This is a genomic window from Vreelandella malpeensis (assembly GCF_020622355.1).
In the GTDB taxonomy this organism is placed as follows: Bacteria; Pseudomonadota; Gammaproteobacteria; order Pseudomonadales; family Halomonadaceae; genus Vreelandella; species Vreelandella malpeensis.
Genome location: NZ_WHVL01000001.1, coordinates 1,088,152 through 1,114,974, shown reverse-complemented (window position 1 = coordinate 1,114,974; position 26,823 = coordinate 1,088,152). Strand labels below are relative to the sequence as shown.

At 65.4% G+C, this 26,823-nt stretch carries 29 protein-coding genes; 15 read left to right on the top strand and 14 right to left on the bottom strand.

Annotated elements, in window-relative coordinates; all coding sequences use genetic code 11:
• Positions 1-46: 46 nt before the first annotated feature.
• From fliR to fliF, 13 genes are all read right to left on the bottom strand, one after another.
• The gene (gene fliR, locus GEV37_RS05215; RefSeq protein WP_227389168.1) at positions 47-835 is read right to left on the bottom strand and encodes a flagellar biosynthetic protein FliR; all 789 of its coding nucleotides are present in this window, start codon (positions 833-835) and stop codon (positions 47-49) included.
• A gap of 1 nt (position 836) precedes the next feature.
• On the bottom strand, positions 837-1,106 hold the full coding sequence (fliQ, locus tag GEV37_RS05210; RefSeq protein WP_227389167.1) for a flagellar biosynthesis protein FliQ: 270 nt from the start codon (positions 1,104-1,106) through the stop codon (positions 837-839).
• A gap of 32 nt (positions 1,107-1,138) precedes the next feature.
• Entirely contained in the window at positions 1,139-1,900 is a 762-nt protein-coding gene (fliP, locus tag GEV37_RS05205; RefSeq protein ID WP_227389166.1) for a flagellar type III secretion system pore protein FliP, read from the bottom strand.
• A gap of 8 nt (positions 1,901-1,908) precedes the next feature.
• On the bottom strand, positions 1,909-2,322 hold the full coding sequence (gene fliO / locus GEV37_RS05200) for a flagellar biosynthetic protein FliO (protein ID WP_227389165.1): 414 nt from the start codon (positions 2,320-2,322) through the stop codon (positions 1,909-1,911).
• Positions 2,319-2,822, bottom strand: coding sequence for a flagellar motor switch protein FliN (gene fliN, locus GEV37_RS05195; protein ID WP_227389164.1), 504 nt, complete (start codon positions 2,820-2,822; stop codon positions 2,319-2,321). Before fliN ends, fliO begins: the two co-directional genes overlap by 4 nt.
• Positions 2,815-3,876, bottom strand: a complete 1,062-nt coding sequence (fliM, locus tag GEV37_RS05190) for a flagellar motor switch protein FliM (protein ID WP_227389163.1) — start codon at positions 3,874-3,876, stop codon at positions 2,815-2,817. Before fliM ends, fliN begins: the two co-directional genes overlap by 8 nt.
• Positions 3,877-3,897: 21 nt before the next feature.
• Positions 3,898-4,371: a flagellar basal body-associated protein FliL gene (gene fliL / locus GEV37_RS05185; protein WP_227389162.1), complete on the bottom strand. Its 474-nt coding sequence runs from the start codon at positions 4,369-4,371 to the stop codon at positions 3,898-3,900.
• 149 nt (positions 4,372-4,520) lie between these two features.
• Positions 4,521-5,867, bottom strand: a complete 1,347-nt coding sequence (locus tag GEV37_RS05180) for a flagellar hook-length control protein FliK (protein ID WP_227389161.1) — start codon at positions 5,865-5,867, stop codon at positions 4,521-4,523.
• Between the two features lie 15 nt (positions 5,868-5,882).
• Positions 5,883-6,335, bottom strand: coding sequence for a flagellar export protein FliJ (gene fliJ, locus GEV37_RS05175; protein WP_227389160.1), 453 nt, complete (start codon positions 6,333-6,335; stop codon positions 5,883-5,885).
• Positions 6,336-7,721: a flagellar protein export ATPase FliI gene (gene fliI, locus GEV37_RS05170; protein WP_264477655.1), complete on the bottom strand. Its 1,386-nt coding sequence runs from the start codon at positions 7,719-7,721 to the stop codon at positions 6,336-6,338. It lies immediately after the preceding gene.
• Complete coding sequence (gene fliH / locus GEV37_RS05165; RefSeq protein WP_227389159.1) at positions 7,718-8,479, bottom strand: flagellar assembly protein FliH; 762 nt, start codon at positions 8,477-8,479, stop codon at positions 7,718-7,720. The genes fliI and fliH overlap by 4 nt, the downstream gene beginning before the upstream one ends.
• Positions 8,472-9,479 (bottom strand): flagellar motor switch protein FliG, encoded by a 1,008-nt coding sequence (gene fliG / locus GEV37_RS05160; protein ID WP_227389158.1) that lies wholly within the window; start codon positions 9,477-9,479, stop codon positions 8,472-8,474. The genes fliH and fliG overlap by 8 nt, the downstream gene beginning before the upstream one ends.
• Positions 9,472-11,223, bottom strand: coding sequence for a flagellar basal-body MS-ring/collar protein FliF (gene fliF / locus GEV37_RS05155; RefSeq protein WP_227389157.1), 1,752 nt, complete (start codon positions 11,221-11,223; stop codon positions 9,472-9,474). Before fliF ends, fliG begins: the two co-directional genes overlap by 8 nt.
• Before the next feature lie 272 nt (positions 11,224-11,495).
• On the opposite strand from fliF, the gene fliE reads away from it, so the two are divergent.
• Positions 11,496-11,816 carry a flagellar hook-basal body complex protein FliE gene (gene fliE, locus GEV37_RS05150; RefSeq protein WP_227389156.1) on the top strand — a complete coding sequence of 107 codons (321 nt, stop codon included), beginning with the start codon at positions 11,496-11,498 and terminating at the stop codon, positions 11,814-11,816.
• A gap of 18 nt (positions 11,817-11,834) precedes the next feature.
• Here the strand turns inward: fliE and GEV37_RS05145 are convergent, their stop codons facing one another.
• Complete coding sequence (locus GEV37_RS05145) at positions 11,835-12,203, bottom strand: flagellar protein FlaG (protein WP_227389155.1); 369 nt, start codon at positions 12,201-12,203, stop codon at positions 11,835-11,837.
• A gap of 274 nt (positions 12,204-12,477) precedes the next feature.
• Here GEV37_RS05145 and GEV37_RS05140 point away from each other — a divergent pair, with 274 nt between their 5' ends.
• The 14 genes from GEV37_RS05140 to GEV37_RS05075 all read left to right on the top strand — a co-directional run bounded on the left by GEV37_RS05140 (position 12,478) and on the right by GEV37_RS05075 (position 26,768).
• Positions 12,478-14,175, top strand: a complete 1,698-nt coding sequence (locus GEV37_RS05140; RefSeq protein ID WP_227389154.1) for an HD domain-containing phosphohydrolase — start codon at positions 12,478-12,480, stop codon at positions 14,173-14,175.
• Positions 14,176-14,322: 147 nt separating this feature from the next.
• Positions 14,323-14,736 carry a flagellar export chaperone FliS gene (fliS, locus tag GEV37_RS05135; RefSeq protein ID WP_227389153.1) on the top strand — a complete coding sequence of 138 codons (414 nt, stop codon included), beginning with the start codon at positions 14,323-14,325 and terminating at the stop codon, positions 14,734-14,736.
• A gap of 8 nt (positions 14,737-14,744) precedes the next feature.
• A complete protein-coding gene (gene fliT, locus GEV37_RS05130; protein WP_227389152.1) occupies positions 14,745-15,134 on the top strand; it encodes a flagellar protein FliT in 390 nt (129 codons plus the stop codon).
• Positions 15,131-16,423: a flagellar hook-length control protein FliK gene (gene fliK, locus GEV37_RS05125; RefSeq protein ID WP_227389151.1), complete on the top strand. Its 1,293-nt coding sequence runs from the start codon at positions 15,131-15,133 to the stop codon at positions 16,421-16,423. Before fliT ends, fliK begins: the two co-directional genes overlap by 4 nt.
• Positions 16,423-16,716, top strand: a complete 294-nt coding sequence (locus GEV37_RS05120) for an EscU/YscU/HrcU family type III secretion system export apparatus switch protein (protein WP_227389150.1) — start codon at positions 16,423-16,425, stop codon at positions 16,714-16,716. Before fliK ends, GEV37_RS05120 begins: the two co-directional genes overlap by 1 nt.
• Positions 16,717-16,819: 103 nt before the next feature.
• Positions 16,820-17,152, top strand: a complete 333-nt coding sequence (gene flhD / locus GEV37_RS05115) for a flagellar transcriptional regulator FlhD (RefSeq protein ID WP_227389149.1) — start codon at positions 16,820-16,822, stop codon at positions 17,150-17,152.
• On the top strand, positions 17,149-17,676 hold the full coding sequence (flhC, locus tag GEV37_RS05110) for a flagellar transcriptional regulator FlhC (RefSeq protein ID WP_227389148.1): 528 nt from the start codon (positions 17,149-17,151) through the stop codon (positions 17,674-17,676). Before flhD ends, flhC begins: the two co-directional genes overlap by 4 nt.
• 245 nt (positions 17,677-17,921) lie before the next feature.
• Positions 17,922-18,791: a flagellar motor stator protein MotA gene (gene motA / locus GEV37_RS05105; RefSeq protein ID WP_227389147.1), complete on the top strand. Its 870-nt coding sequence runs from the start codon at positions 17,922-17,924 to the stop codon at positions 18,789-18,791.
• Positions 18,788-19,705: a flagellar motor protein MotB gene (gene motB / locus GEV37_RS05100; protein ID WP_227389146.1), complete on the top strand. Its 918-nt coding sequence runs from the start codon at positions 18,788-18,790 to the stop codon at positions 19,703-19,705. Before motA ends, motB begins: the two co-directional genes overlap by 4 nt.
• A gap of 44 nt (positions 19,706-19,749) precedes the next feature.
• The gene (gene cheA / locus GEV37_RS05095) at positions 19,750-21,786 is read left to right on the top strand and encodes a chemotaxis protein CheA (RefSeq protein WP_227389145.1); all 2,037 of its coding nucleotides are present in this window, start codon (positions 19,750-19,752) and stop codon (positions 21,784-21,786) included.
• Complete coding sequence (gene cheW / locus GEV37_RS05090; RefSeq protein WP_227389144.1) at positions 21,783-22,283, top strand: chemotaxis protein CheW; 501 nt, start codon at positions 21,783-21,785, stop codon at positions 22,281-22,283. Before cheA ends, cheW begins: the two co-directional genes overlap by 4 nt.
• A gap of 91 nt (positions 22,284-22,374) precedes the next feature.
• On the top strand, positions 22,375-23,643 hold the full coding sequence (locus GEV37_RS05085; RefSeq protein WP_227389143.1) for a methyl-accepting chemotaxis protein: 1,269 nt from the start codon (positions 22,375-22,377) through the stop codon (positions 23,641-23,643).
• Between the two features lie 84 nt (positions 23,644-23,727).
• Positions 23,728-25,893, top strand: a complete 2,166-nt coding sequence (locus tag GEV37_RS05080) for a methyl-accepting chemotaxis protein (RefSeq protein WP_227389142.1) — start codon at positions 23,728-23,730, stop codon at positions 25,891-25,893.
• Positions 25,890-26,768 (top strand): CheR family methyltransferase, encoded by an 879-nt coding sequence (locus GEV37_RS05075; RefSeq protein WP_227389141.1) that lies wholly within the window; start codon positions 25,890-25,892, stop codon positions 26,766-26,768. Before GEV37_RS05080 ends, GEV37_RS05075 begins: the two co-directional genes overlap by 4 nt.
• Positions 26,769-26,823: the final 55 nt, after the last annotated feature.

Sequence of the window (26,823 nt, the reverse complement as noted above, 5' to 3'; positions counted from 1 at the left end):
TCGCCGAGGCCCGACGCCGCTTCCCCTTCGGGAAGCGGCGTTTTCGTCAGGGGGTCGCCATGACCTCGATCAGGCTCTGCATGAACGCCAGCCCCTGGCTGAACAGCGGCTGCAGAAAGCGCCCGATGTCGGACATCAACACCATCAACAGCACCAGCCCCACCGTGAGCGAGGTGGGAAAGCCGATATTGAACACGGTGAGCTGCGGCGCCGAGCGGTTGAGGATGCCCAGCGACAGGCTGATGATCAGCAGCGAGGCCACCAGCGGCAGCGCCAGCAGCATGCCCGAGGCGAAGATGGTACCGGCGTAGCGGGCGAGCAGCTCGAAGGCATTGGGGTTCAGGCCCCCAAAGCCCACCGGCAGCGTCTGGAAGCTCATGACCAGCGTCTCCAGCACCATCAGGTGGCCGTTGAGTGCCAGGAAAAGCAGCAGCGTGATCATGTAGAGAATGCGCGACAGCACCATGATGTTGGTGCCGCTGGAGGGGTCGAAGAAGCTCGCGAAGGCCAGGCCCATCTGCAGCCCGATGAACTCCCCGGCCGCCTGCACTGCAGCGAAGACGATGTGCATCACCATCCCGATCGCAAGGCCGATCAGCAACTGCTCGATCATGATACCCAGGCTCGCCCAGGAGAGGAGCGGCACGCCGGGCATGGCGGGCAGCAAAGGGGTGATTGCCACGGCCACCAGCGCGGCCAGCCCGACCTTGGCCTGATTGGGAATGCTCGAATGCCCCCAGAGCGGCGCGACCGCCATGAAGGCGGTGATGCGCACGAAGGGCCACAGAAAGGCCACGAGCCAAGCCTGGAGCTGGGCGAAGGTGACCTCGACCACGCTACATCACCATGCTGGGAATGTTGACGAACAGACGATAGGTGAAGTCGGTGATTAAGCCGATCAGCCAGGGGCCGGCCAGCACCAGGACCGCAAAGACCGCCAGGATCTTCGGGATGAAGGTCAGCGTCATCTCGTTGATCTGGGTAGCGGCCTGGAACAGGCTGATGATCAGGCCGGTGAACAGGGCCGCCAGCAGCACCGGCGCGCCCATGAACAGGGTCAGGCGCATGCCCTGGTAGGCGATGCTCATTACGGTTTCGGGGGTCATGGGGCTCCTCGTCGGATACCGTTAGCGTGGAACTAGAGCATGTAGAAGCTTTCGGCGAGCGAGCCGATGATCAGCTGCCAGCCGTCCACCAGCACGAACAGCATCAGCTTGAAAGGCAGCGAGATGGTCACCGGCGGTACCATCATCATGCCCAGCGCCATCAGAGTGCTGGCCACGACAAGGTCGATGATCAGAAACGGAATGAAGATGGTGAAGCCGATCTGGAAGGCGGTCTTCAGTTCGCTGGTCACGAAGGCCGGCAGTAGCACGCGCATGGGCAGCTCTTCCGGCCCCTGCATCGGCCCGACGTCGGCCAGGCGCACGAACAGCGCGAGATCCGGCTCACGGGTCTGGGCCAGCATGAACTCGCGAAAGGGAATCTGGGCGCGCACCAGGAACTCCTCGAAATTGATCGCCTCGGTGGAGAGCGGCTGCCAGGCGGTGTCGTACACCTGGGAGAGCACCGGCGACATGATGAAGAACGTCAGAAACAGCGCGATGCCCAGCAGTACCTGGTTGGGCGGCGTGGCCTGGGTGCCCATGGCGGTACGCAGAAGGCTCAGCACGATGATGATGCGCGTGAAGCTGGTCATCATCAGAAGCATCGCCGGCAAGAAGGCCAGCGAGCTCAAGAGCAGCAGCGTCTGCAGCGACAGCGACCACTGCTGGCCGCCATCCTCCAGCGGCTGGGAGACGAAGCCCGGCAGGGTCTGGGCCTGGGCGGGCAGCGCCAGGCAAACGAGCGTCAGCAGGACGAGGACGAGCCACCCGTGATGGGGTCGGGGGAAGAGCATGGCGTTTCTCATGACGTGGAAGGCGGGCCGGGCTTCGAGGGGCGTTTTCCCAGCGCCTTCGCCAGGCGCTGGGAAAAACCGGCGCTCGCCTCGCGCGAGACAACCGGGCGGTCGGCCGGCGCCGGGCGTTCGTGCAGCTTGGTGATGCGCCCGCCGCTCACGCCGACCACCAGCCAGGTGTCCTCGATCTCGACGACGACCACGCGCTCGCGGCCTCCCACCGCCGTGGAGCCCACTACCTTGAGCCGCGCGCCGCTGTCGAAGCGCTGCTGCTGGACCCGCTTCAGGGCCGCCGTGCACAGCAAGATGATGGCGATGACCAGGGCCAGCGCCGCCGCGGTCTTGCCGAGCGCGGCCATGCCCATCAAGGCATCGCCCCCCAGCGCATCGATCGACTCGGCCGACGTGGTGGCGACACTCATCGGTTGAGCTTGTGGATGCGCTCGGAGGGGGTGATGATCTCGGTGATGCGGATGCCGTACTTGTCCTCCACCACGACCACCTCGCCCTGGGCGATCAAATAGCCGTTGATCAGGATATCCATCGGCTCGCCGGCCAGACCCTCGAGCTCGATCACCGAGCCCTGGGCCAGCTCCAGCAACTGCTTGATGGTCAGCTTGGTACGCCCGAGCTCGACGGTGAGCTTGACCGGGATATCCATGATCATTTCGAGATCGCGCGCCGCCGTGGCACCGCTTTCGCCGCTCAGCGGACGAAACAGCTCCTCGCTCGCTGCCTTGGCGACGGGCGGTTCGGGTTCCGGGGTCGGATCGTCCTCCGCTTGCTCGGCGGCTTCCTGCTCGGCCATCGCCGCCGCCCAGGGGTCCTCTTCAGCGGCATCGCCCTCGGGGGCCTGTTCCGACATGGCGCTGGCCCAATCGTCGTCGGAAATGGGCTGATCGGGTTTGTTGGGATCAGTCATGGGTTGGTTCCTTGGCTTGGCGTCGCGTCGACCCCTTGATGAAGTCCTTCGAGGACGCGTTGTTCATGGCGCCGTGATCGATCAGGCGCAGCACGCGCAGCGCGCGGTTCTGGCGCTGGCTGCCGTACTCGCACTCCATGACGGGCACGCCGTCGACGCTGGCCGTCACGGTGCCGGGGATCTCCATGGGCAGGACATCTCCCTTCTTGAGGCCCATCACCTGGGCGATGCGGCTGGGAATCCGGGCGAACTCGGCGATCAGCTCCACCTCGGACTGGCGGATCTCGCCGGCCATGCGCCGCGACCAGGTGCCGTCGTGGTCGTGGTTACTATCGTTGATCGGGTTGGCCAGAAGGTCGCGCAGCGGCTCGATCATGGCGTAGGGCATGCAGATCTGGAAACCGCTGGAAAGATTGCCCACCTCGATGTTGAACTTGGTGTTCACCACGATCTCGTTGGGAGAACTCGTGATGTTGGCAAACTTCGACTGCACCTCTGAGCGCAGGTAGCTCACCTCCAGCGGATAGACCACCTTCCAGGCTTCCTGGTAGGCATCGATCGCCAGATTGAGCAGGCGCTGGATGATGCGCTGCTCGGTATTGGTGAATTCGCGCCCATCGGACTTGGTGACGAAGCGACCGTCGCCGCCGAACAAGTTGTCCACCACCATGAACACCAGGTTCGGCGGAAACACCACCAGGGCCGAGCCGCGCAGCGGCTTCATCGATACGATGTTCAGGTTGGTGGGCACCGGCGTGTTGCGCGAGAACTCGCTGAAGCTCTGGTAGCGCACCGACTCCACCGTGATGTCGGCACTGCGCCGAATCAGGTTGAACAGGCCGTTGCGAAAATAGCGCGCGAAGCGCTCGTTGATGAAATCCAGCGCATGCAGGCGCTCGCGGATCACCCGATGCTGGGTGGCCGGATCGTAGGGACGAATGCGCTGCTCGTCCTTCGCGGCAGGCGACGAGCCCCCGGCGGGCTCGTCGTCTCCACTCACCCCTTTCAACAGGGCATCGATTTCTTCCTGGGACAGTAGATCGTCCTGTGACATGAACGGCTCCCGCGCCCGAGGTTATTGCACGATGAAATCGGTGAACAGCACTTCCTGAAGATCGAGCGGCGGCTGGTTCTCGACGAGCGGCACGTTCAGCCGGCCGATGATCGCCTGGGCGAGCGCCTCCTTGCCTTCGACGGAGGTGAGCTCGCTCGCCTGCTTGCCGGATAGAAGGATCAGCAGGCGACTGCGCACCTGGGGCATGTGCTCCTCGATGATCTTCTTGCTCTGCTCGTCGCCGACCCGCAGCGTGATGCCGGTGTAGAGCAGGCGCGAACCGTAGCGGTCATCCGACAGGTTGACCGTGAAGGGCTCGATGCGCGCGAACACGGGCGGCTCCGGCTTGGCGGCCACCTGGGTCTGTCCGGCCTCGCCCCCGTTGCCATGGCCCAGCACCATGTAGATCGCCGCGGCCGCGCCCAGCGACGAGAGCACGACCAGCACGATCATTATCCAGAGCAGTTTCCTGGATCCACTGCTTGCTTCTGCCATTGACTAATCCCATGATCCTTGCGCATGACGAATGCCATGCATTATGCCTAATACGCCAGCCGCTGAAGAAATGAACAGGCTCCTTGGGAGCGCCTATCTTTCGGTTTAGCCGCGGCGGGCGGCGAGTGTGAAGAAGCCCGTGACGGGCTTCAAGCGTACAGATCGACCCGCCCGTCAAGCACGACGCTTGCCGGGGTCGGGGCCACTCCTTCTACATCATCATCGGCCGAGCTTGCCCCGCCTTGAGCCGAGCCGCCCGTCTGGGCAAACGCCTCCCGATCGGAGGTGTTCTGCTGGCCGACCGAGGTGTCGCCCAACGCGATGCCCTGCTCGGCGAGCGCCTCACGCAGCTGGGGAATGGCCTGCTCGATGGCCTGGCGAACCTGGGCATGCGCCGAGAAGAACTGCGCCTGGGTGCCGTGCTCGCCCATCTTCAGGGAGATCGACAGCGGACCAAGCTCGGCGGGGTGAAGCTCGATCTTGACGTGCTGCTCGCCGCCGCGCTGGGTGAGCTGAATCAGCTGCTGGCCAAGCTTCTCGGCAAAGCCCGGGTGGGTGACCGGCGTGGCGATGGCGGTCGCGGGTGCCGCCGCAGGCGTAGCCTGCGCGCTGCCCGGCATCGGCGCCTCGGCGCCGCTCGGCAGTACCTGCCCCATGCCCTGGGCGAGAGGCGCCATCTCGCTGGCGCCGGGTATCGGTGCGACCGGCATCGATTCCCCACCGGTCGCAAGGACCGCTGTTTGAGCAAGACCGTAGAGCGTCAGCGGTGGCTGACTGAAGGCGGCGGGGGCGGTCTGGAGCGTACGCACCTCGCCGGTCGAAGGCAGGCCCTGGGTCGGCATATCCCGCGCCGGCTCGCCGCGCAGTGCGGCCAGGGCAGCGAGTATCCTGGTCGTGGTCTCCTTCAGTGCCGCCTCTGCCTCACCGGACGCGGGACTGCTCGAGGGGGCGTTGAAGCTCGCCATCAGCGCCAGGCGCGAAGTGACTTCGTCGAGAGGCGTAGCCTTCGATGAGCCAAGTGGGCCGAGCGCGCCGGCATCGGTCGTGTCGGTATCTGTCGCGATGGTCTCTGCCAAGATAGTGCCTTGGGTCCGAGTGCTCGGCAGCGTGGAAACGAGGTCGCGCGAAGCGAGCGGCTGGGCGCTGGACCCCAATCCACCGAACGCCGCCAGCAGATCGCCGAAGGCCTCGGCCATCGGCTTACCTTCGGCAGCAGCGCTCAGCGCTTCTTCGGTGGCGTGATAGAGTGCCTCGAGCGAGGCGTCATCGAGAGCCTCGACATCGACCTCCAGCGCCGCCAGGGCATCGCGAAATGCGTCGAGCGATTCCGAGTCGGGGGCTGCTGACTCGCTGGGCGCGTCACCGCGAAGGTCGAAGGCCTGGCGCAGCGCGGATTGAAAGCCTTTCGGAGCGCTCGGTGTGGCGCCTGCGTCGGTCTGCGCGGCGCGCGGGCCGGACAGGCTCGACGAGGCGGACAGCAGAAGCGATACATTCATGGCGATGGCCTTTTGTTACTGCGGTCGATCCGGCGAGCGGCGAGCGCTCTGGCCGGTCACGAACTCGTCGTTGGCTTTCTGATCGGCGCGCTCCTGGCGGCGATGCTCCTCGAGCAGCCGGCGCGAGGTGAGCGTGTCGAACGAGGAGAGCTTGCGTTGCTCCTGCTGCCAGTGCTGCTGGCTCTGCTGGACGCGCTTTTGCTGTGCGGTCAGCGCCTGGCGCGCGCGGCTGAGTGCGGCGTCGAGCGAGGCCAGAAATTGCTGGTAGTTGAACATGGTCGCCGGGTCGATCCCTTCGCGCATCGCCTTTTGCAGCCGCTCGGCATACTCGGCGCGGTAGCGGCTGAGCGAGTCGAGCTGGGTCTGGGTCTGCTGCTGGCTCTGGCGCTCCTCGGCCAGAAGCTTTCCGGCCTGGTCGCGGGCATCCCGGGCAAGGTCGGTCAGTATATCGAGCTGTGAATGACGCATTTAGCCTCCCACCACGTTCGCTAGTGCCTGTCGTGACGCCTCGAGCGTCGCGCGCTCGTCGATGCGCTGTTGAAGGAATCGCTCGAGCTCCGGAAAGAGATTCACCGCCTCGTCGAGCCTCGGGTCATGGCCCGGGCTGTAGGCGCCCACGCTGATAAGGTCGCGGTTGCGCTGGTAGCGCGAAAAGAGCTGCTTGAAGGTGCGCGCCCGATTGATCTGCTCGTCGGTCGCCACCGCGTTCATCGCCCGGCTGATCGAGGCTTCGATGTCGATGGCCGGGTAGTGGCCCGCCTCCGCGAGACTGCGCGAGAGCACTATATGGCCATCCAGGATCGCCCGGGCGGAGTCGGCGATCGGGTCCTGCTGGTCGTCGCCTTCGGTGAGCACGGTGTAGAACGCCGTGATCGAGCCGCCGCCGCGCTCGGCGTTACCGGCGCGCTCGACCAGCCCCGGGAGCTTGGCGAACACCGACGGCGGGTAGCCCTTGGTCGCCGGCGGCTCGCCGATGGCGAGTGCGATCTCGCGTTGGGCCATGGCGTAGCGGGTCAGCGAATCCATGATCAGCAGCACGTTGCGCCCGCTGTCGCGAAAGCCTTCGGCCAGGCGCGTGGCGTAGGCCGCGCCCTGCAGGCGCTGCAGCGGCGAGGTATCCGCTGGCGCCGCGACCACCACCGAGCGCCGCCGCCCCTCCGGGCCGAGAATGTTGTCGATGAAGTCCTGCACCTCGCGACCGCGCTCGCCGATCAGGCCGACCACGATGACGTCCGCCTGGGTGTAGCGTGCCATCATGCCCAGAAGCACCGACTTGCCCACGCCGGAGCCGGCGAACAGGCCCATGCGCTGGCCCTTGCCGACGCTCAACAGCGCGTTGATCGCCCGGATACCGACATCGATCGGGGTGTCGATCGGGGCGCGGGACAGCGGATTGAGCGGCGCGGTGTGCAGCGTGGCGCGCGGCACTTCGTCGATGCCTTCACGGTCGTCCAACGGGTTGCCGTTGCCGTCGAGTACCCGACCCAGGAGCTCCTCGCCGACGGGAAAGCGCCGCGCGCTGTGGCCGGCGCCGTCCACCAGCGGCGAGACGCGCGCGCCAGGCATCAGACCGGAGATCTCTTCGAGCGGCATCAGAAACAGCTTGTCGCCGGAGAAGCCCACCACTTCCGCCTCGGCGTGATGCGCGCTCTCGCCGAGGCGCCCATCGGCGCCGGGCAGCTCGATGCGACAGGCGCTGCCCACGGCGACCTGAAGGCCCACGACCTCGATCACCATGCCGGTGGCGCGCACCACGCGCCCGCTGCGCCGGTAGTTGGGCAGCAGGCTTACCCGGCGCGTGGTGCGCATGAGCGCCTTGCGCCAGCGCTGGGTGTGGGCGGTGGCGGTGGTCATGCCTCGTCCTGCCCGGTGTCGGTCGGCTTGTGGCGCCGGCGCATCTGGGCGGCCACCGCCTGCCAGCGGCTCTCGAAAGTGGCATCGAGTTCGCCTTGGGCACTGGTCACCCGGCAGCCGCCGCGGGCGAGCTGATCGTCGGGCTGCAGTGCCCAGTTGGCCGCGCCAAGCTCCGCGCCCAGGTGCTCCTGCACCAGGGCGTGATCCTCGGGGTTGAGCCAGAGCCGCTGCTGGCCCACCAGCGGCGGTTCGGTATGCAGCAGCTCGCGCACCAGCTCGAGGATACGCTCCGGGCGCTCGGCCAGGGTATCCAGCGCCAGCTGACGCCCGACCATCATGGCGAGTTCCACCAGATCGTCGGCGATGGTGTCGTCGACGCGCTCGAGCGCCTCGGCGAACTGACGGGCCAACGCCTCTACCGGCGCGACGGCCTGGCGGACCTGGTCGTCCAGGGTGCTCAATGCTTCACTGCGACCCTCTTTCAGACCTTGCTCGTACCCCTGCGTGTGGCCCTCTTCGCGGCCCTTGTCGAAGCCCGCCTGCTCGGCCTCCTGGCGAGCGCGCTCTACGATGGCCTCGCGCTGCTGCTGCTCGCGCTGACGCGCCTGCTCGGCGGCCTTGGCGGCGGCGACCACCTTGCGCTGATGCGCGTTCATTGCCTGGGTATCGGCGCGAAACGCGTCGTCGCCGAGCTCGTCCATCTGCCAGCGTCGCCACTGGCCGTGGCGGTCGTACTCGCTCGGGCGGGCGTCAGACATACTCGTCGTCCCCGCCGGCCAGGACTATCTCGCCGGAGTCGGCCAGACGGCGTACCACCTGAAGGATGGCCTTCTGCTCGGTCTCCACCTGGGAGACGCGGATCGGGCCACGGGCCTCCATGTCCTCGCGCACCAGGTCGGCGGCACGCTGGGACATGTTGCGCAAAAACTTCTCGACCAGCGCCTCCTGGGCGCCCTTGAGGGCGATGACCAGCGAGTTGGTCTCGACCTCCTGAAGCACCAGCTGTACGGCGCGGTTGTCCAGGTCGAGCAGGTTCTCGAACAGGAACATCTCATCGATGATCTTCTGGGCGAGATCCTCGTTGTGGGCGCGCACGGTCTCGATCGCCACCTCCTCCAGGGAGGAGTTCATCAGATTGAGGATCTCGGCAGCGGTCCTCACGCCGCCCATCTTGCTGCGCTTGAGGTTCTGGCCGTCGAGCATGCCGGTGAGCACTTCGGTCAGTTCCTGAAGTGCGGCGGGCTGGACGCCGCTGAAGGTGGCGATGCGCAGCACCACGTCGTTGCGCAGCTTCTCCTCGAACAGTTCGAGGATGTCGGCAGCCTGGTTGCGCTCGAGATGGATCAGGATGGTGGCAATGATCTGCGGATGCTCGTCGCGGATCAGCTCGGACACCATCGACGCTTCCATCAGATTCAGCGCATCGATGCCGGAGTTGTTGCCGGTGCTCTCGAGAATGTCCTCGATCAGGCTCGAGGCGCGCTCGCTGCCCAGCGCCTTGGTCAGGACCGAACGAATATGGTCGCTCGAGTTCAGGTTGAGCGCCACGAACTCGTCGGTCTCGCGATGGAAGGCTTCGAGCACCGCCTTCATGTCCTCGTGGGAAATCTGGTTGAGCTGGGCCATCTCCATGCTGATGGCCTGCACCTCGCTGGCGTTCAGATACTTGAACACCTCGGCGGCGCTGTCCTCGTCGAGCGTCAGCAGAAGGATGGCGCTCTTGCGGGCGCCGCTCATCTGGTCGATGGCGCTAGTCATTGGCATTCATCCAGCTGCGGATAATCATCGCGACCATGCGGGGGTCGTCCTGGGCCATGTCCTGCAGGTCGCGCAGGTTGTTCTCGTACAGCGAGGTCTTGCGCCGCCGTTTGGGACGCGCGGCATAGGTGTCGTCCTCCTCGGCGCCTGAGGCCTGCTCGATCTCCTCGTCGTCGTCACCCACGCTCACTCGGAAGGTGCTGCCCGCGACATTCGGCTCGGCGGCTGGCGGCACCTGGGTGTAGCGCTTGATCAGCGGACGCAGGATCAGCAGATACAGCAGCAGCGCGACGAGGCCCACCATCAGGTAGCGGCCCAGGGTCGAGGCCAGCGACAGCATGCCTGGGCGTTGCCACCAGGGGGTGTCGTCCTCGAGTTCGCTCGTGCGCACGAAGGGCGTGTTGACCACTTCGATCTGGTCGCCGCGTACCGTCGAGAAGCCCATCGCCTGCTGGACGAGACGCTCGAGCTGGGCGAGTTCCTCCGGCGTCAGCGCGACCTGTTCGGTCTCGCCTTCGGCGTTGACCACGCTCTTGAAGTTGACCACCACCGCCGCCGTCAGGCGCTGTACCTGGCCCAGGCGCTGCTGGACGTGCTCGATGCTGCGGTCGACCTCGTAGTTCACCACGTCGTCCTGGCGCAGGTTGGTGAGCGCGTTGTCGGGAGCCTCTTCGCCATCGGCACCTTCGCCAGGCTGATCGATGGGCGAGGGCGCAGCCCCCGGAGGCGTGTTGCTCAGCGCCCCGGGAATGCCCGTGGCGAGCGGATCCTCGCCGTCGAAGGCGAGGCTCGTCTGACGGCTTCTCACCGCCGCCTCGTTGGGCGCCTGGTTCGGGCCGTAGCGTTCGGAGGTCTGCTCGCGGCGCGAGAAGTCGATCTGGGCGGCGACCTGGGCGCGCACGTTGGCACTGCCCAGGATCGGCGCCAGGATGTTCTCGATGCGCTGCTGGTAGGAGCGCTCCACTTCGGTGATGTAGGCAAGCTGGGTGCCGTCGAGATCGTTGCCCTGGGCAGACTTGGCGGAGAGCAGTCGGCCGCTTTGATCCACCACGGTGACGTCTTCGGCGGAGAGCTCGGGAACGCTGCTCGAGACCATGTGGACGATGGCGCTCACCTGGCCTTCGCCAAGCACCCGGCCCGGCAGCAGGGTGAGCACCACGGAGGCCTTGGCGGGCTCGCGGTCGCGAATGAACACCGAGGGTTTGGCCATGGAGAGGTGCACGCGCACGCGCTCGACCGGGCCCAGGGACTCGATCGAGCGGGCGAGCTCGCCTTCGAGCCCGCGCTGGAAGTTGACCTGCTCGGCGAACTGGCTGATGCCGAAGGCCTGGTTGTCCATCAGTTCAAGCCCCAGGTTGCCGCCCCGGGGCAGGCCTTGCTCGGCCAGTTGCAGGCGCAGCATATGGACCTGGTCGGCGGGCACCATCAGAGCCTGGCCGCCCTCGCTGAAGCGATAGGGCACGGCGCGGCTATCGAGCTCGGCGATGATGCGCCCACCGTCCGCTTCGTTGAGGTTGCTGTAGAGCACGCGGTAGTCGGGACTGCCCGCCCACATGAAAAGCGCCGCCACCAGGGCGACACACGCCGCGCCCGCGACGAGCAGGACCACCAAGGGGCTGGTACGCATCTGCTCCTTGAGGCGGGTGAGGGTGGCGCTGCTTTTCAGGTTCTGAGCCGAATCGCCCTGGGACGCATGGGGAGTCGAGCTGGTCTGACGGCCTGCCGTGGCACCGGTCTCGCTCATGAAGTCCTCCAGGAGGATAAGCAAAACTGGCCACGGCCCAGGCGCATCGTCATTGAAGGCATAGGCTATATCCGTCGATCGCGGTAAGTCTTAACGCAGACATTCAAAGAGGAACAGATACGGAACTGTGATGGGCGCCATTATCCTTAGGCGGGTCAAGCATAATCGACGGAAAAGGTCGGCTTTTAGGACGTATTTGTTCGTATGAGGGGCGTGCCCCGGGTGGTAGGGTGGCGGTACTGTTTTACCCCTCCCTTCAATGAGGTATTGACATGAGTTCTCCCGCCATTCAGTCCGCGCTCGCGCAGATGCAGGGGCTTGCCTCCCAGGCGGCGGCGCCGATGAAAAACGACCAGGTCCCGGTCGGTCAGAGCGGGTTCGGCGGCGAGCTCCAGGCTTCCATCCGGCGCATCAACGCCCTTCAGCAAGGGGCCAGTGCCAAGGCGGTGGCCTTTCAGTCAGGTGCCCCCAACGTCGAGCTCAACGACGTCATGGTCGACATGCAGAAAGCGAGCGTCGCCTTCCAGATGGGGCTGCAGGTGCGCAACCGTCTGGTCAGCGCCTACCGTGACGTTATGAACATGCAGGTGTAAACGGCAGGCGCCGTGCCTTCAGGCCTCGATCGAGATGAGGCCGCTCTGCATCTCCTCGATGCGCCTGGCCACGGCCAGCACTTCCTCGCCGGGAATCTGGCGGATCACGTCCCCGGTCTCGCGATCGATCACCCGTGCGATGATGCGCGACGACTCGTCGCTGACATCGAACTCGAGCCCGCGCGGGCGCAGCGCGTTGTTGATGCGTTCGATGGGCTCTTCGAGCTCCTCGCGGGAAAGTTCGACGGCGCGGGTCTCGGTGCTTGCAGGCACGGCGGTAGCACGCGTCTCGATCTCCTGACGCAGCGTCTGAACCTGCTGGGGCGAGAGCTGCGATGTAGAGGCGGTGGCCGGTGCGAGGCTGCTGTCCAGTGGTAAAGAGTCCATGTGGCACGTTCCTTTGTTGGTAAGGCGATTTCACGCTGTCGTGATTGACGCTTATGGTCGATGCCCGGATGCCGCAGGGCCTCTTGCAAGAGTATCGGCTAACGATGCTGAAACTTTACTCCGCCCGAATAACCTATCGAAAAACGCATATCAAACGTCGAAAATAGCCGCTTGCGCCGCGTTTTATAACGATATGAGCGTTCTTGACCTTTGCTATGCTCGTTGTCAGTGGATCGGCGCTAATCGCTAGCGCCGGCCGGCGGAGGCGAGACAGGTGACGGAAGTGGAGCACGAAGGGTATGAGAGCGTAACGAGCGCCGCGGCCATCGGGGCGCTGCTCGATACGATGATCGAAGGCGGCGGGGTCTCGCTTTGCCTGATGACGCCGGAGGCCACGCCCGAGCCCATTGTCCTGATGGAACAGCACCCCGGCGACACGCTGGTCATGGATCTCTCCTCGATCGGTCATCTGCTTTCGAGGCTGCAGGCCGCGGAACCCTTCTACCTTCGCGGGCAGTCCCAGGGCAAGGTGATCCGCACGCCCGCGCTGACACTGACCGAGGCTCGCCACTCCGGCGGGCGTTTTCTTTGTTGCAGCCAGTACCCGGAGGCGCTCTGGGTGCTGCAGCGACGCGAGTCGTTCCGTGCCCAGCTGCGCATGGGCATGGTCGTTGCCGTCACCGTGACCGACGATCACGGCGAGAGCGTCAAGGGGGAGCTGCGCGATCTTTCCCAGAGCGGCTGCCAGGTGGAACTGCCCTTGAGCGCCAGCGGCCTGCTGGCCCGCTCTTGTTCGCCGCTCACCCTGACCTACGCCTTTCCTGATGGCACCGAGTTCTCCGTCGATGCCGAAAGCCGGCATCAGTTGACCGACGCCGAGTACCACCTGCTGCGCGTCGGTTTCGAGTTCGTCGACCACAGCGCCGAGCAGTCGCGCAAGATCTGGTACTTCGTCTGCGAGATCGAACGCGAGGCGACCTCCTACGACAAGGAGGCCACCGAGGATGCGCGCCAGTCATCGCCGCTGTTCGACCCGCAGGGCGCGGAGAAAAGCGAGCAGCAGCAGGTGGGTCGTCGCGATCTCAAGCACTACGCCACCCCCGCCGCGCGGCGGCTGGTGAAGGTGGCGGCCTATCTCAACGCCCAGCTCTTGCTGCTCACCCAAGGCAGCGACATCGATTCGCGCCAGCTCTCGCTCAACGCCGACCGGATCATCGCCCTGCACGAAGAGGATCGTCAGGCGCTGCTGTTCGCTTCGCGCTGCCTGTCGCTGGAGCCGGTGCTGGTGCGCCACGGCATCGCCGTGGCGATCCACCTGCTGGACTGGGTCGGTGACGATCTGCCTGGCGACGTACGCAAGGCGATCGTCGCCAGCGCCCTGGTACATGACCTGGGCAAGGCACTGATTCCCCAGATCATCTATACCGCTCCCCAGTTCGAGGCGACGCATCGCGAGGCGCTCAGCGAGCACGCCGCGCTCTTGCTGCAGCGCCTGAAAAGCTGCCAGTGGCTCTCGCAGAACGTCGCCCAGACGGTGATCAAGGGTATCAACGAGCGTCTCGACGGCAGCGGTTACCCCGACCGGCTCAGCGGTGAGCAGATCAACGAGCTCTCCAAGGCCTGCGCCATCATCGACGTGGTCGAGGCGATGCGTCGGGATCGCCCGGACCGCCCCGCGAAAACCACCCAGGAGATCTACCGCCACCTGCTGCGCCATCCGAACCAGTTCGACGCGCGCTGGGTCAAACGCTACATCGACCACTTCACCTCGCTGCCCATCGGCTCGCTGGTACAGTTCTCCAGCGAGCAACTCGCCTGGATCGTGCGCCTCGACGATGACGGCGCGCCCCTGGAAGTGGTAGTCACCGATCAGGCCGTGGCGCCGCTGCGCGGCACGCTGAAATACAGCGTCGCTGGCGACGTCGCCGAGCGCCTCGGCAAGCCTCGGCGTGAGGTGGCGGTCTCGACCTGAAACGAACGCTCAAGCGAACGTTTGAAAGTATGTCCGTTCAGTTAAAGTCCGTTCCTCGCGCGCCGATAGAACAGACAACGGCGCTACTCCCAACGCTCACGAGGCGGCAAGACCGCCGATTCGCAATACTCACGAAGGAGTATCCAAATGACCTACTCTCGAAGCGGCGCTTACGGCCGGGGGGCCAGTGCCTACGCCCGCGTCGGTGTGGAAAGCGGCGTCATGTCGGCAGACCCCCATCAGCTGATCGTCATGCTGTTCGATGGCGCTCAGGCGGCGATCCGTGCGGCGCGTATCCACATGCAGGCCGGCAACACGGCCGAGAAGGGGCGCTTTATCTCGAAGGCCTTGGATATCGTCAACAACGGGCTGGCCGCGGCGCTTGACCAGGAGAAGGGCGGCGATATCGCCGAGCGCCTGGGCTCGCTCTACGACTATATCGCCCGGCTGCTGCTCACCGCCAACCTGCGCAACGACGCCGAGAGCCTCGATCAAGCGGAGCGCCTGCTCGAGGACATCGCCTCGGCCTGGCGCGAAATCGGTCAACGACAAAGTGCGTGAGGCAACCCATGTCCGCTTCTGAAATGGCGCGCATCGAGACTCAGCAGCGCCTGCTGGACACCTATCATGAGCTGCTCGAACGCTCGGCGCAGATGCAAATACTGGCGAGCACCGAGCAGTGGGCGGAGCTTATCGAGCAGCGTACGCACTACGTCATGCTCGTCGATAAGCTTCGCGAGCTCGACGAGAGCGTCGCCCTGGACGAGGCCGGTAGAACGCGCAAGGCAGAGCTGATCGAGCGCATCCTCGAGCACGATGTCGATATTCGGCGTCGGCTGGTCGCCCGGCGCGACGAGCTCGGCAAGCTGATCGGCGTCTCCCGCAAGCAGCGCGACCTGCATCGCGCCTACGCACCACAGCAAGGCCTCGATTCCCCGCAGGACGACACCCCGTCGTGAGCGGCATCACGCCGTTGATCGATACCCTGATGCATCAGGTATTAGGGCGCCAGGGCGAGGCGTCCCAGCAGCGTTCGATCAACGCGCCGGTCCAGCCGGTCACCCCTGGCGAGGGGCCGCGCGCGCTCTCCCGGGATGCCAGCCTGGATGGCCGGCTCACTCCCGCCGAGCGCAACATCGATGAGCTGCGCCGGCTGCCGCCGTCGCTACCCCAGGGCGGGCGCCCGGCACCAAGCCCGTCCGGCGAGGCGCCTCCCGGCTCGACCCAGACCCATTTCAGCCCCGCGGCACGCAGTATCGCCGATGTACTACTACGCTTTCCCGCCCCGCCTGCAGCGCTACGTACCGAGGCGCCATTGATGGCCGCCGGCGAGGCGCCGGACGCCCGAGCGCTGGCCGGGCGGCTCGATACCAGCATCCGTGACAGCGGCCTGTTCTATGAAGCGCACTTGAAGCGCTGGTTCCAAGGCGACGTGTCTCGCCAGCAGCTGCTGCGCGAGCCGCAGATGCAGCTCGCCCGGCCCCTGGCTGGCCACTCGCCACCGATGCCGGCGAACCTGCCTGGCGCGAGCGCGGTGTCCGGGTCACCGTCGGCGCCCCTTTTCACGAGTATCCTGCCCGGCACGCCGCTGCTGGCCGTGCCCGTCCCCCAAGGGGCGGCGCTTCTCGGCGCGCCGGTCCCTCTGCCCGCTGCTGCCCCTGCCACCGGGGCCTTGCCGACGGGGGCGCCGGGCGCCATGCCTGACGTCGATCGACCCGCTTTCGAGCGTACCGCGGCTGGTGTCGCGCCGAGCAGTGCGGCGGTATCGCCAAGCGACGAGTCATCGGCGCGGGCGAGCGCGCTTCGCGACGCCGCTGCGCTGCGCGAGTTCGAGGCGATATCGCCCCACAAGCGCGAGGTCGTTCACGAGAGCCTGCAGGGGCTGGTGCGCCAGCAGCTCGAAATGCTCGCCACGCCCGTGCTGCGCTGGGAGGGTGATGTCTGGGCGGGCGTCTTCATGGCGCTGTTGATCAGCGCGCCCGGGCGTCGGCAGGGCGGGGAGGAGGAGAGCGGCGGCGAGCAAGAGCAGGCGTGGCGCTCGCAGATGCAGCTCGACGTGCCCGAGATCGGTGCGTTTCAGATCGCACTGTCACTCTACCAGACGACGCTCGGCGTCGAGATTCAGGCCGCAGACGAAGCCACGCGCCAGCGTCTTGCCCCCGCCATCGACGACCTTGAAGCGCGCCTGGGAGCGCTCGACTTCGCGCGTGTGCGCGTCGTGCTGACCACCTCGACGGAGCCGAACTGATGGACGCGCCCCACGAACGTCGCCGCCAGGCGGTGGCGCTGGCTTACAAGGAGGACGAAACGGCGCCGCGGGTTGTCGCCAAGGGGTATGGCGAGCTGGCCGAGCGCATCATGGCCGAGGCGCAGCGCCAGGGGATCTACGTTCATGATGCGCCGGAGCTGGTGGCGCTTTTGATGCAGTTGAACCTGGACACCGAAATCCCGGCGAGTCTCTACCAGGTGGTGGCGGAGCTGCTGGTGTGGGTGTTCGAGCTCTCCAGTGACGAGTCGACACACCTGGCAAGGCGCAAGTAGCCAATGCCGACGTTGTATGCAAACATGAGGAGGATAAGGGAACAAAATCATCCGTGGCGTCAGCACAATGGTCAACCAACGCCTCGTCGTTCGATGGAACACTATGAGTCAAACAAGCTTCTTCGATGAAATCCAAGAGATCAATCTCGCGTATCTGCTGCTGGCCCAGCGGCTGCTGAACGAAGATCGCGAATCGGCGATGCTGCGCTTGAAAGTGGACGGTGAGCTCGCCGACCTGCTCGTCTCCATGAACGCCTGGCAGCTCACCAAGCTGTCGCGTACCAATCAGCTGGTCTGCCGGTTCAGCCAGGTGAGCGCCCAGCAGCTCCGCCAGATCATGGAAAACCCTCGCGATCAAGGACTGTCGGGACTCCACGCCTCGCTTTTGATGGCGTGCGAGCCCTTCGATACGCTGCCGAAGGGAGGGGCGGAGTGAGCCAGAAAAGCTTGGTCGACGAAATGCATCAGGTTCAGCTGGCCATCGAGCTGATCGAGCTCGGCGCGCGTCTCCAAGTGCTGGAAACGGAAACCGAGCTGAGCCGCACCCGGCTGATCAAGCTCTACAAGGAAGTACGCGGCATGTCGCCGCCCAAGGGCATGCTGCCTTTCTCGACGGACTGGTTCGTCACCTGGCTGCCCAATGTCCACTCGTCGCTGTTCTACAACATCTACGCGAGCCTGCGTGGCAACACCGACTGCGAGCGGATCGATGCCTTCGTCAAGGCCTACCGCATCTACGAAGAGCAGGTCGTGCTCGAGAAGGTCGACCCGGTACTGGGGCTGACCCGCGCCTGGACGCTGGTGCGCTTCTTCGAGAGCGACCTGCTGCAGCTCACGGCCTGCACGCGCTGCAAGGGGCGCTTCGTCGCCCACGCCCACAGCCCCACCCACGACTACGTGTGCGGCATCTGCCAGCCCCCCTCCCGCGCCGGAAAGACCCGCAAACCCTCTTTCCAGTAGTGCCGATTCGGCAAGTCTTCGTGACTGACAGCCCCTGGCGCAAGCCCACGCTCGCTCACCTCGAATCGATGTGCGCTTAACCCTTAGATAGCGGTAAAAGGCAGCGGTACTTTCTCATTAAGCCTGCCGTGCGCCCTAGTATGATAGGCCTAAGCGTCATTTAGGCGAGGACGTTGCGCTTTCGTCGTCACGCAAGGTCGAAACGTCTCCTCTGGTTAACCACTGTCGTTGCAAGGAACGTACGTGTGCTGATTTTACTAGGTTATGTGGTGGTGCTGCTGTCGGTGTTCGGCGGCTACGTGTTGGCGGGGGGGAGTCTCGGGCCGCTGGTCCAGCCCATGGAGCTGATGATGATTGGCGGCGCCGGCGTCGGTGCCTTCATCGCCGCCAACAACGTCAAGGCGATCAAGGCTACCTTCAAGATCCTGCCCAGGCTCAAGGGGGCCAAGAAGTACAACAAGGATCTCTACATGGAGTTGATGGCGCTGCAGTTCAAACTGCTCTCCAAGATCCGTCGCGAAGGCATGCTGGGGATCGAGCGTGACATCGACAGCCCCGCCGAAAGCCCGCTGTTCCAGGAGCACCCCACGGTGCTCGCCGACCCGCACATCATGAACTTTCTCACCGACTACCTGCGCCTGATGGTCAGCGGCGGCATGGAGCCCATGGAGATCGACGAGCTGATGCTCCACGAGATCGAGGCCTTCGAACAGGAAGCGCACATACCGATCGATGCGATCAACAAGGTGGGCGACGCCATGCCCGCCTTCGGTATCGTCGCGGCGGTGATGGGCGTGGTGAAGGCACTGACCTACGCCGATGCCAGCCCCGAGCAGCTCGGCGAGATGATTGCCCATGCCCTGGTCGGGACCTTCCTGGGGATTCTGATGGGCTACGGCTTCATAAGCCCCGTGGCAAGCTACGCCGACCGCCAGGCCAAGGAGGCCGAGAAGATGCTCCAGTGTATCCGCGTGACGCTGTTGGCGAGTCTTCACGGCTACGCGCCGCAATTGGCAGTGGAGTTCGGCCGCAAGGCGCTGCACAGCGCCGAGCGCCCGAGCTTCAGCGAGCTCGAGGAGTACGTCCGCGAGGCCAAGAAGGGCGGTAGTGCATGAGTAAAGGGGCTGACAAGCGCCCGATTGTCATTCGGCGCAAGAAAGTGGTGCATGCCCATCACGGCGGCGCGTGGAAGATCGCCCTGGCGGACTTCATGACGGCCCTGATGGCGCTGTTTCTGGTGCTGTGGATTCTGAGCATCTCGAGCGACGAGCAGCGCCGGGGCGTGGCGGAGTACTTCAGCACCCCGTTGGTGACGGCGATCACCGGTGGCGATCAGTCCGGCAGTACCCGGGTGATTCCCGGCGGCGGCCCGGACCCGACCCACAGCGACGGCGAACGGGCGCGGATCGACATCTCCCAGCACACCCGGCCGAGCCTTCAGGAGCGGCGCTTCTTCACCGACCTGCAGGCGCGTATCGAAAGCGCGATCGAGCAGGATCCGGAACTGCGCCAGCTGCGCTCCCAGATGCGCTTCGACCTGACGCGCGAAGGGCTTCGCATCCAGCTGCTGGATACCGACCAGCGGCCGATGTTCGAGCTCGGCAGCGACCAGGTCGCGCCCTACATGCGAAGCCTTCTGCGCACCATGGCGCCGCTGCTCAACGAGCTGCCCAACGATCTGAGCATCAGCGGGCATACCGACAGCGTGCCCTACGCCGGCGGCTATCGCGGCTACAGCAACTGGGAACTCTCCAACGACCGCGCCAACGCCTCGCGCCGCGAGCTGGTCGCCGGCGGCCTCGACCCGGACCAGCTCTTGCGCGTCTCGGGCTTCGCCGACCGCGTGCTGCTGCCCGATGCCACGCCGATCGACCCGCGTAACCGACGCATCGAACTGGTGGTGCTGCTGCCGGAAATCGCCGATGCGATTCGCAACCCCAGCGTGCTCGGCCCGCAGGATCTGGTCGAGGACGAAAATAGTGCGATCGAGGCTTTAGAAAACATGCCGCAGGCCGATATAGCGCAGTAAGCGAGGCGGGTCATAACAACTATGACACTCAAGTGGAGCAGTGCATGGACATAGCGGATTTTTTTGACACCTTTTTCGAAGAGGCCGAAGAGCTGCTCGCGGACATGGAGCAGCACTTGCTGGAGCTGGATGTCGATGATCCCGATAGCGAGCAGCTCAATGCCATTTTCCGCGCGGCCCACTCCATCAAGGGCGGCGCGGGCACGTTCGGTTTCAGCGTGCTGCAAAAGACCACGCACATCCTGGAAAACCTGCTGGACAGCGCGCGCAAAGGGGAGCTGATGCTGCGCGCCGACCTCGTCGACACGTTTTTAGAGGCCAAAGACATCATGCATCAACAGCTCGATGCCTACCGCAACGAGGAAGAGCCCGACCAGGACGCCTTCGAGCGCATCTGCCACACGCTCCAGCAGATCGCCCTGGAGGAGATCGGTGAAACCCTCGAGACACCGCCCGCCGCACCCGAGCCCGCCCCGGCATCGGCGCCGCCGGCTTCCAGCGGCCTCTTGAGCGTGGCGCTTCTCAACGTGAGCGACAAGGATCGCGAGCTGCTGGTCGAAGAGCTCGCCCAGCTGGGCGAGATCCAGCAGCAGGGCGGCGACGAGAAGCGCTTCGAGGTACTGCTCGAGGCAAGCGTGGGCGCCGACGACATCGAGGCGGTGATGTGCTTCATCATCGAACCCGAGCAGATCGCCATTACCGTCGCCGGCCAGTCGGCCCCGGTCGCCCCGGCGCCAGCGGATATGCCCACCCCTGCCGCGGTGCAAGGTGCCGCGGAGGCGGTCGAGAAGACGCCCACCGCTCCCGAGAAGAAGGAGAAGGCCGCGGCCAAGAAGCCGGCCGCCGAGTCGAGCTCGATTCGCGTCTCGGTGGACAAGGTCGACCAGATCATCAACCTGGTGGGCGAGCTGATCATCACCCAGTCGATGCTCGACCAGACGGTGAGCGAGCTGAGCGACCAGTCCGTGGGCAACGGCTCGCTGCAAAACGGCATGAGCCTTCTGCAGCGCAACGCCCGTGACCTGCAGGAAGCGGTGATGTCGATCCGCATGATTCCCATGGAGTTCGTCTTCAGCCGCTTCCCCCGCGTGGTGCGCGACACCGCCGGCAAGCTCGGCAAGGAGATCGAGCTGATCACCGAGGGCAAGTCCACCGAACTCGACAAGAGCCTGGTCGAGCGGATCACCGACCCCTTGACCCACCTGGTGCGCAACAGCCTCGACCACGGCATCGAGATGCCCGAGGTGCGCGAGGCGCTGGGCAAGCCGCGCCAGGGCAAGCTGACACTGGCCGCCCGCCACCAGGGCGGCAACATCCTCATCGAGGTGAAGGACGACGGCGCCGGCATGGATCGCGAGCGGCTGCTCGCCAAGGCGCGGGAGAACGGCCTGAACGTCTCCGACACCATGACCGATGAAGAGGTCTACCAACTGATCTTCGCCCCGGGCTTCTCCACCGCCGCCGAAGTCACCGACGTCTCCGGGCGCGGGGTCGGCATGGACGTGGTCAAGCGTAACATCCAGGGCATGGGCGGGCGTGTCGAGATCCAGTCGAAGAAGGGCGAAGGTACCAATACGCGCATCGTGCTGCCGCTGACGCTGGCGATCCTCGATGGCATGTCGATCAAGGTGGGCTGCGAGACCTTCATCCTGCCGCTCTCCACGGTGCTCGAGTCGCTGCAACCTGCCAAGGGCGACATGTACGCCATGGCCGGTGACGACGTGGTGCTCAAGGTGCGCGACGAGTACCTGCCGGTGATCGCCATTCACGAGGCGCTGGACGTCGAGAACGCGATCGTCGACCCGACCAAGAGCATCGCCGTGATCGTCCAGGGCGAAGGGCGGCGCTATGCACTGCTGGTCGACGAGCTGATCGGCCAGCAGCAGGTGGTGGTCAAGAACCTCGAGGACAACTACCGCAAGGTGCCCGGCGTCTCCGCCGCGACCATTCTCGGCGACGGCAGCGTCGCGCTGATTCTCGACATCACCGGGCTGCATCGCCTGAGCCGGACCAAGAAAGAAGCGGGCAAGAGCGCCCACACTCCCCATCCTGCGTATGACAAGGAGATCGAACTGTCATGAGTCAAGCCAACAGCGAGGCGGTACGGACCGCCGCAGAAGCGGAAAACAGCGAATTTCTGGTGTTCTCGCTCGGTGCCGAGGAGTACGCCATCGATATCCTGAAGGTGCAGGAGATTCGTGGCTACGAGAACGTCACCCGTATCGCCAACGCGCCGGCGTTCATCAAGGGGGTGACCAACCTGCGCGGCGTGATCGTGCCGATCGTCGATCTGCGCATCAAGTTCCACTTGGACAACGTCGAGTACGGCGGTCAGACGGTGGTCATCGTGGTCAACGTCGCCAACCGCGTGGTCGGTATCGTGGTCGACGGCGTCTCGGACGTGATGACGCTGACGCCGGAGCAGATCAAGCCGGCGCCGGAGTTCGGCGTCACGCTCTCTTCCGATTTCCTGAGCGGGCTTGGCAGCCTCGACGACCGCATGCTGGTGCTGGTCGACATCGACAAGCTCCTGACCAGCGAAGAAATGGCATTGGTCGACAACACTCAGCAGCAGTGAGGCCACGCGCGACCGCGCGGGCAAGGGGGCAAGGTGACAAGGGGACAAGAGCGTCGCGAACCACGAAGGCGCTGACAGGGGAAGATCGCTGATGCATCAGATCATGAGCAACATGACCGTTCGGCTGAGCTGGGCACTGGTTCTGGCCGCGTTTTCGCTGTTCGTGGCCCTGGCCTGTGCCACGGGCTTCTACGCGCTGGCAGAGGGAGGCGCCCTCCTCCAGTCGACCGGCGATGCCGCGACCCAGCAGAGCCTGTTCGCGGCCTTCGCCGCGCGCGTGCGGTGGGTGCTGATTGCCATCGCGCTGCTCACCGTGCTCACCGTGGTGGTGGTGGCCTGGGGCGTGAGCGTCAACGTGCTGCGCCCGCTCAGCCGCCTGGTCGGCTACTTCGAGCGCATGGCCCAGGGCGATCTGAACCAGACGATCAGCGCGCCGGGCAACAACGAGATCGGACGCCTCTACACCGCCATGGCGGACATGCAGGGCTCGCTTTCACGCACCGTGGGCGTGGTGCGCGAAAGCGGCGGGCTGATCTTCGAGCGCGCCCAGGCGATCGCCGAGAGCAACAACGACCTCTCCTCGCGCACCGAGCAGCAGGCGTCGTCGCTGGAGGAGACCGCCTCGAGCATGGAGGAGCTTGCCTCCACGGTGAGCCATAACGCGGACAACGCCCGCCAGGCGAGCCAACTGGCCGAAAGCGCCACGCTCACCGCCCGCCAGAGCGGCGACGAGGTGGGACAGATCGTCGACACCATGGAGGAGATCAGCGCCAGCTCCCACAAGGTGGCCGACATCGTCACCCTGATCGACACCATCGCCTTCCAGACCAACATCCTGGCGCTCAACGCCTCGGTGGAGGCGGCGCGGGCCGGCGAGCACGGCCGCGGCTTCGCCGTGGTCGCCGAGGAGGTGCGCAACCTGGCCAGCCGCTCGGCCTCTGCCGTCCGTGAGATCCGCACGCTGATCGACGCCTCGCTCGCCAAGGTGGACAGCGGCACGGCACGGGTCAATCAGGCTGGCCAGACCATGCAGGGGCTGGTCAGCGCGGTGCAGCGGGTCAGCGACATCATGGACGAGATCGCCGCCGCCTCGGAAGAGCAGAGCAACGGCATCGGCCAGGTCAACCAGGCGGTGACCCAGATGGACGACGTGGTGCAGCAGAATGCCCGGCTGGTCCAGCAGGCCGCCGAGCGCGCCAGCGAGCTCGAAAGCGACGCGGCGCGCCTGCGCGAAGCGGTGGAGCGCTTCAAGGTCGCCGGCAGCCCGACCACGGCTGCCCTGCCTCGGCGAGCGCCGCCGGCCCGGGTTCCCGCCCTTGCCCCGCGTGCCCAGCCCGTCGAGGAGTGGGAAGCGTTCTAGGGGGAGCGCTTCGACGCAAGACGATCGACGCCAGGTGCGCTCGGTTCTTCATGGATGTTCATACTAAAAATTAAGGCACTTGCAATGCGCAACAACCAGCCAGTCACGCAGCGAGAAATCGAGTTAAAGGGAGAGGACTTTCTTGTTTCGCGCACGGATCTGAAAGGGCGTATCACCTACGCCAACCCGGCCTTCATCCAGATCAGCGGCTACCGCCACGACGAACTGATCAATGCGCCGCACAACCTCATCCGCCACCCGGACATGCCTGCGGTTGCCTTCGAGAACCTGTGGCAGACCGTGAAGGCCTCGGAAACCTGGCGAGGACTGGTCAAGAACCGCTGCAAGAACGGCGACCACTACTGGGTCGAGGCGAGCGTCACTCCGATCATCGAAAACGACCAGGTGGTGGGCTATACCTCGGTGCGTGTGCAGGCGAGCCGCGAGGCCATCCAGCGCGCCGAGAGCGTCTACACCGAGTTGCGCGAAGGCCGCGCCCGGGGCGTCTACCTCGACAAGGGGCAGATTCGTCGGGGGGGCTTGGCCGCACGCCTCAAGCGTCTGCGCCCGGACACCATCCGCGCCAAGCTCACCGCCATGATCGTGATCGGCGGCGCGCTTCTGCTCGCCAGCGGCGGCCTCGGCCTCTACGGCATCAACGCCTCCGGCGAGCGGCTAAAGCGGCTCGACCAGGATGGCCTGCGCGACGTCATTCGTCTGCAGCAGATCGATCAGACCATCGCCGAGACCCGCCAGTCGCTGGTCGAGCCCACGCGCATGGAGTTGATCAACAGCCGCTTCGAGATCGCCGACACGGTCGAGGAGAGCGCCAGCGAGGTCGAGGCGACCTGGCAGGACTACTACGGTCGCGCGGTGAACGATACGGCGCTTGCCAGCGATTTCGACGACCGCCTGCAGGCGTTTCTGAGTGACGGCATGGGCCGTGCCGTCGACGTGCTGAGGGCCGAGGAGACCTACCAGGCCTTCACCGGTATCGAAGGCGTCAACGCCATGATGAACAGCGAAGGGCGCGATCTCTCGCGAATGGTCAACGACCTGATCGGTGAGAAGCAGCGCGCTGCCGAGACGATGGCGGCCAACGCGGATGCTGCCCAGGAGAACATGCTTGCCCTCCAGGCCGGCGTGCTCGCCTTGGGGCTTCTGGCGCTGATCCTGTTGGGCGTGGCGATCCTGCGCTCGATCCTGAAGCCCTTGAAGGCGGCCTCGCGCTTCACCCTGCAGATCGCCGGCGGCAACCTGGCGGCCCGGGTGCCGCCGAGTCGTCGCGACGAGATCGGCCACCTGCTGGGCTCGCTCAACACCATGCGCAAGAGCCTCAGCAGCATTATCGGCGACGTCAAGGGCGGCATCGATGTGGTCACACCGGCGGCCCAGAACATCGCCAGCGGCAACGAGGAGCTCTCCGCGCGCACCGAACAGCAGGCCGCTTCGCTGCAGCAGACCGCCTCCAGCATGGAGGAGATGACCACCACGGTGCGCCAGAACAGCGACAACGCCCAGCAGGCACGCCGCCTGGCGGACGAGAACGCCGAGCGGGTCACCCAGACCGGCGATCTGATGAGCCAGCTGGTGAACAACATGCAGCGCATTACCCAGAGTTCGCAGAAGATGACCGACATCATCGACGTGATCGACTCCATCGCTTTCCAGACCAACATCCTGGCGCTCAACGCCTCGGTGGAGGCGGCACGGGCCGGCGAGCACGGTCGCGGCTTCGCCGTGGTGGCCGAGGAAGTGCGCAATCTGGCCGGGCGCTCGGCCGCCGCCGCCCAGGAGATTCGCGGGTTGATCGACGGCTCCAGCCAGGACGTCACCACCGGCGCCGGCCTGGTCGAGAAAGCCGAAGCGGCGATCAGCGACGTGGCCGAGGCGGCGCGCAGCGTCACCCACATCATGCACGAGATCTCCTCGGCCTCAGAGGAGCAGAGCACCGGCATCGCCGAGGTCAACCAGTCCGTCGCCGAGATGGATCAGGCCACCCAGCAAAACGCCGTGCGGGTCCAGGAAACTGCCCAGGCCGCCGCCGCGCTCGAGCGCCAGGCGAGCCTGCTGTCGCTGTCCGTCGAAGCGTTTCGATTGAGCGCGCAGGCGACTCCGGGCACGCCACGCCAGGCGCCGCCGCGTGAGTCGGTGGCGCTCGCCGCGCCGCCGGCCGCCTCGAATGCGCCGCTGCCGTCACCGCCGGCCAAGCGCCAGACCGTTGCCGTAGAGGAGTGGGAAGAATTTTGAGCGAACCACGCGATGGATCGGGCGAGGGCGGAGCGTGGGCGACGGGCAATCAGATCGAACGCGATCTGATTCTCACCGATGCCGACTTCCTGCGCATTCGCGAGCTGATCTATCAGCGCGCCGGCATCGTGCTGGCCGAACACAAGCGCGAGATGGTCTACAGCCGGCTGGCTCGGCGGCTGCGCCATCATGGCCTGACGCGCTTCACCGACTATCTCACGCGGCTCGAGCGCCAGCCCGATGCCCGGGAGTGGGAAGCGTTCACCAACGCGCTGACCACCAACCTGACTGCCTTCTTTCGCGAGACACATCACTTCCCGCTGCTCGCCGAGCACGTGCGCCACGCCGCAGGCCCGGTCAACATCTGGTGCTCGGCGGCCTCCACCGGCGAGGAGCCCTACTCGATCGCGATGACGCTGCTGGAAACCCTCGGTGGTCGGGCCGCGAACGCGCGCATCATCGCCACCGACATCGATACCGATGCGCTGGCCAAGGCCCAGGCCGGGATCTACCCCCAGGAGCAGGTGCGCAAGCTCGACGAGGCGCGGGTGAAACGGTTTTTCCAGAAGGGTACCGGCAGCCACGCGGGACTCGCCCGCGTGCGCCCGGAAGTGATGGCGATGGTCGAGTTTCTGCCATTGAACCTGCTGGCGCCGAGCTGGCCGGTGAAGGGGCCCTTCGATGCCATCTTCTGTCGCAACATAATGATCTATTTCGACAAGCAGACACAGACCGCGATATTGAAACGGTTCGCGCCACTGATGAAGCGCGACGGGCTGCTCTTCGCCGGCCATTCGGAGAACTTCTCCTATATCAGCAACGCCTTCAAGCTGCGCGGCCAGACGGTCTACACCCTCGCCGACAGCGGCCGGTAGAAGGCACATGCGACAACCATTGCAGAGGCGGTCATCGGTGAGTTTTGAAACAGGA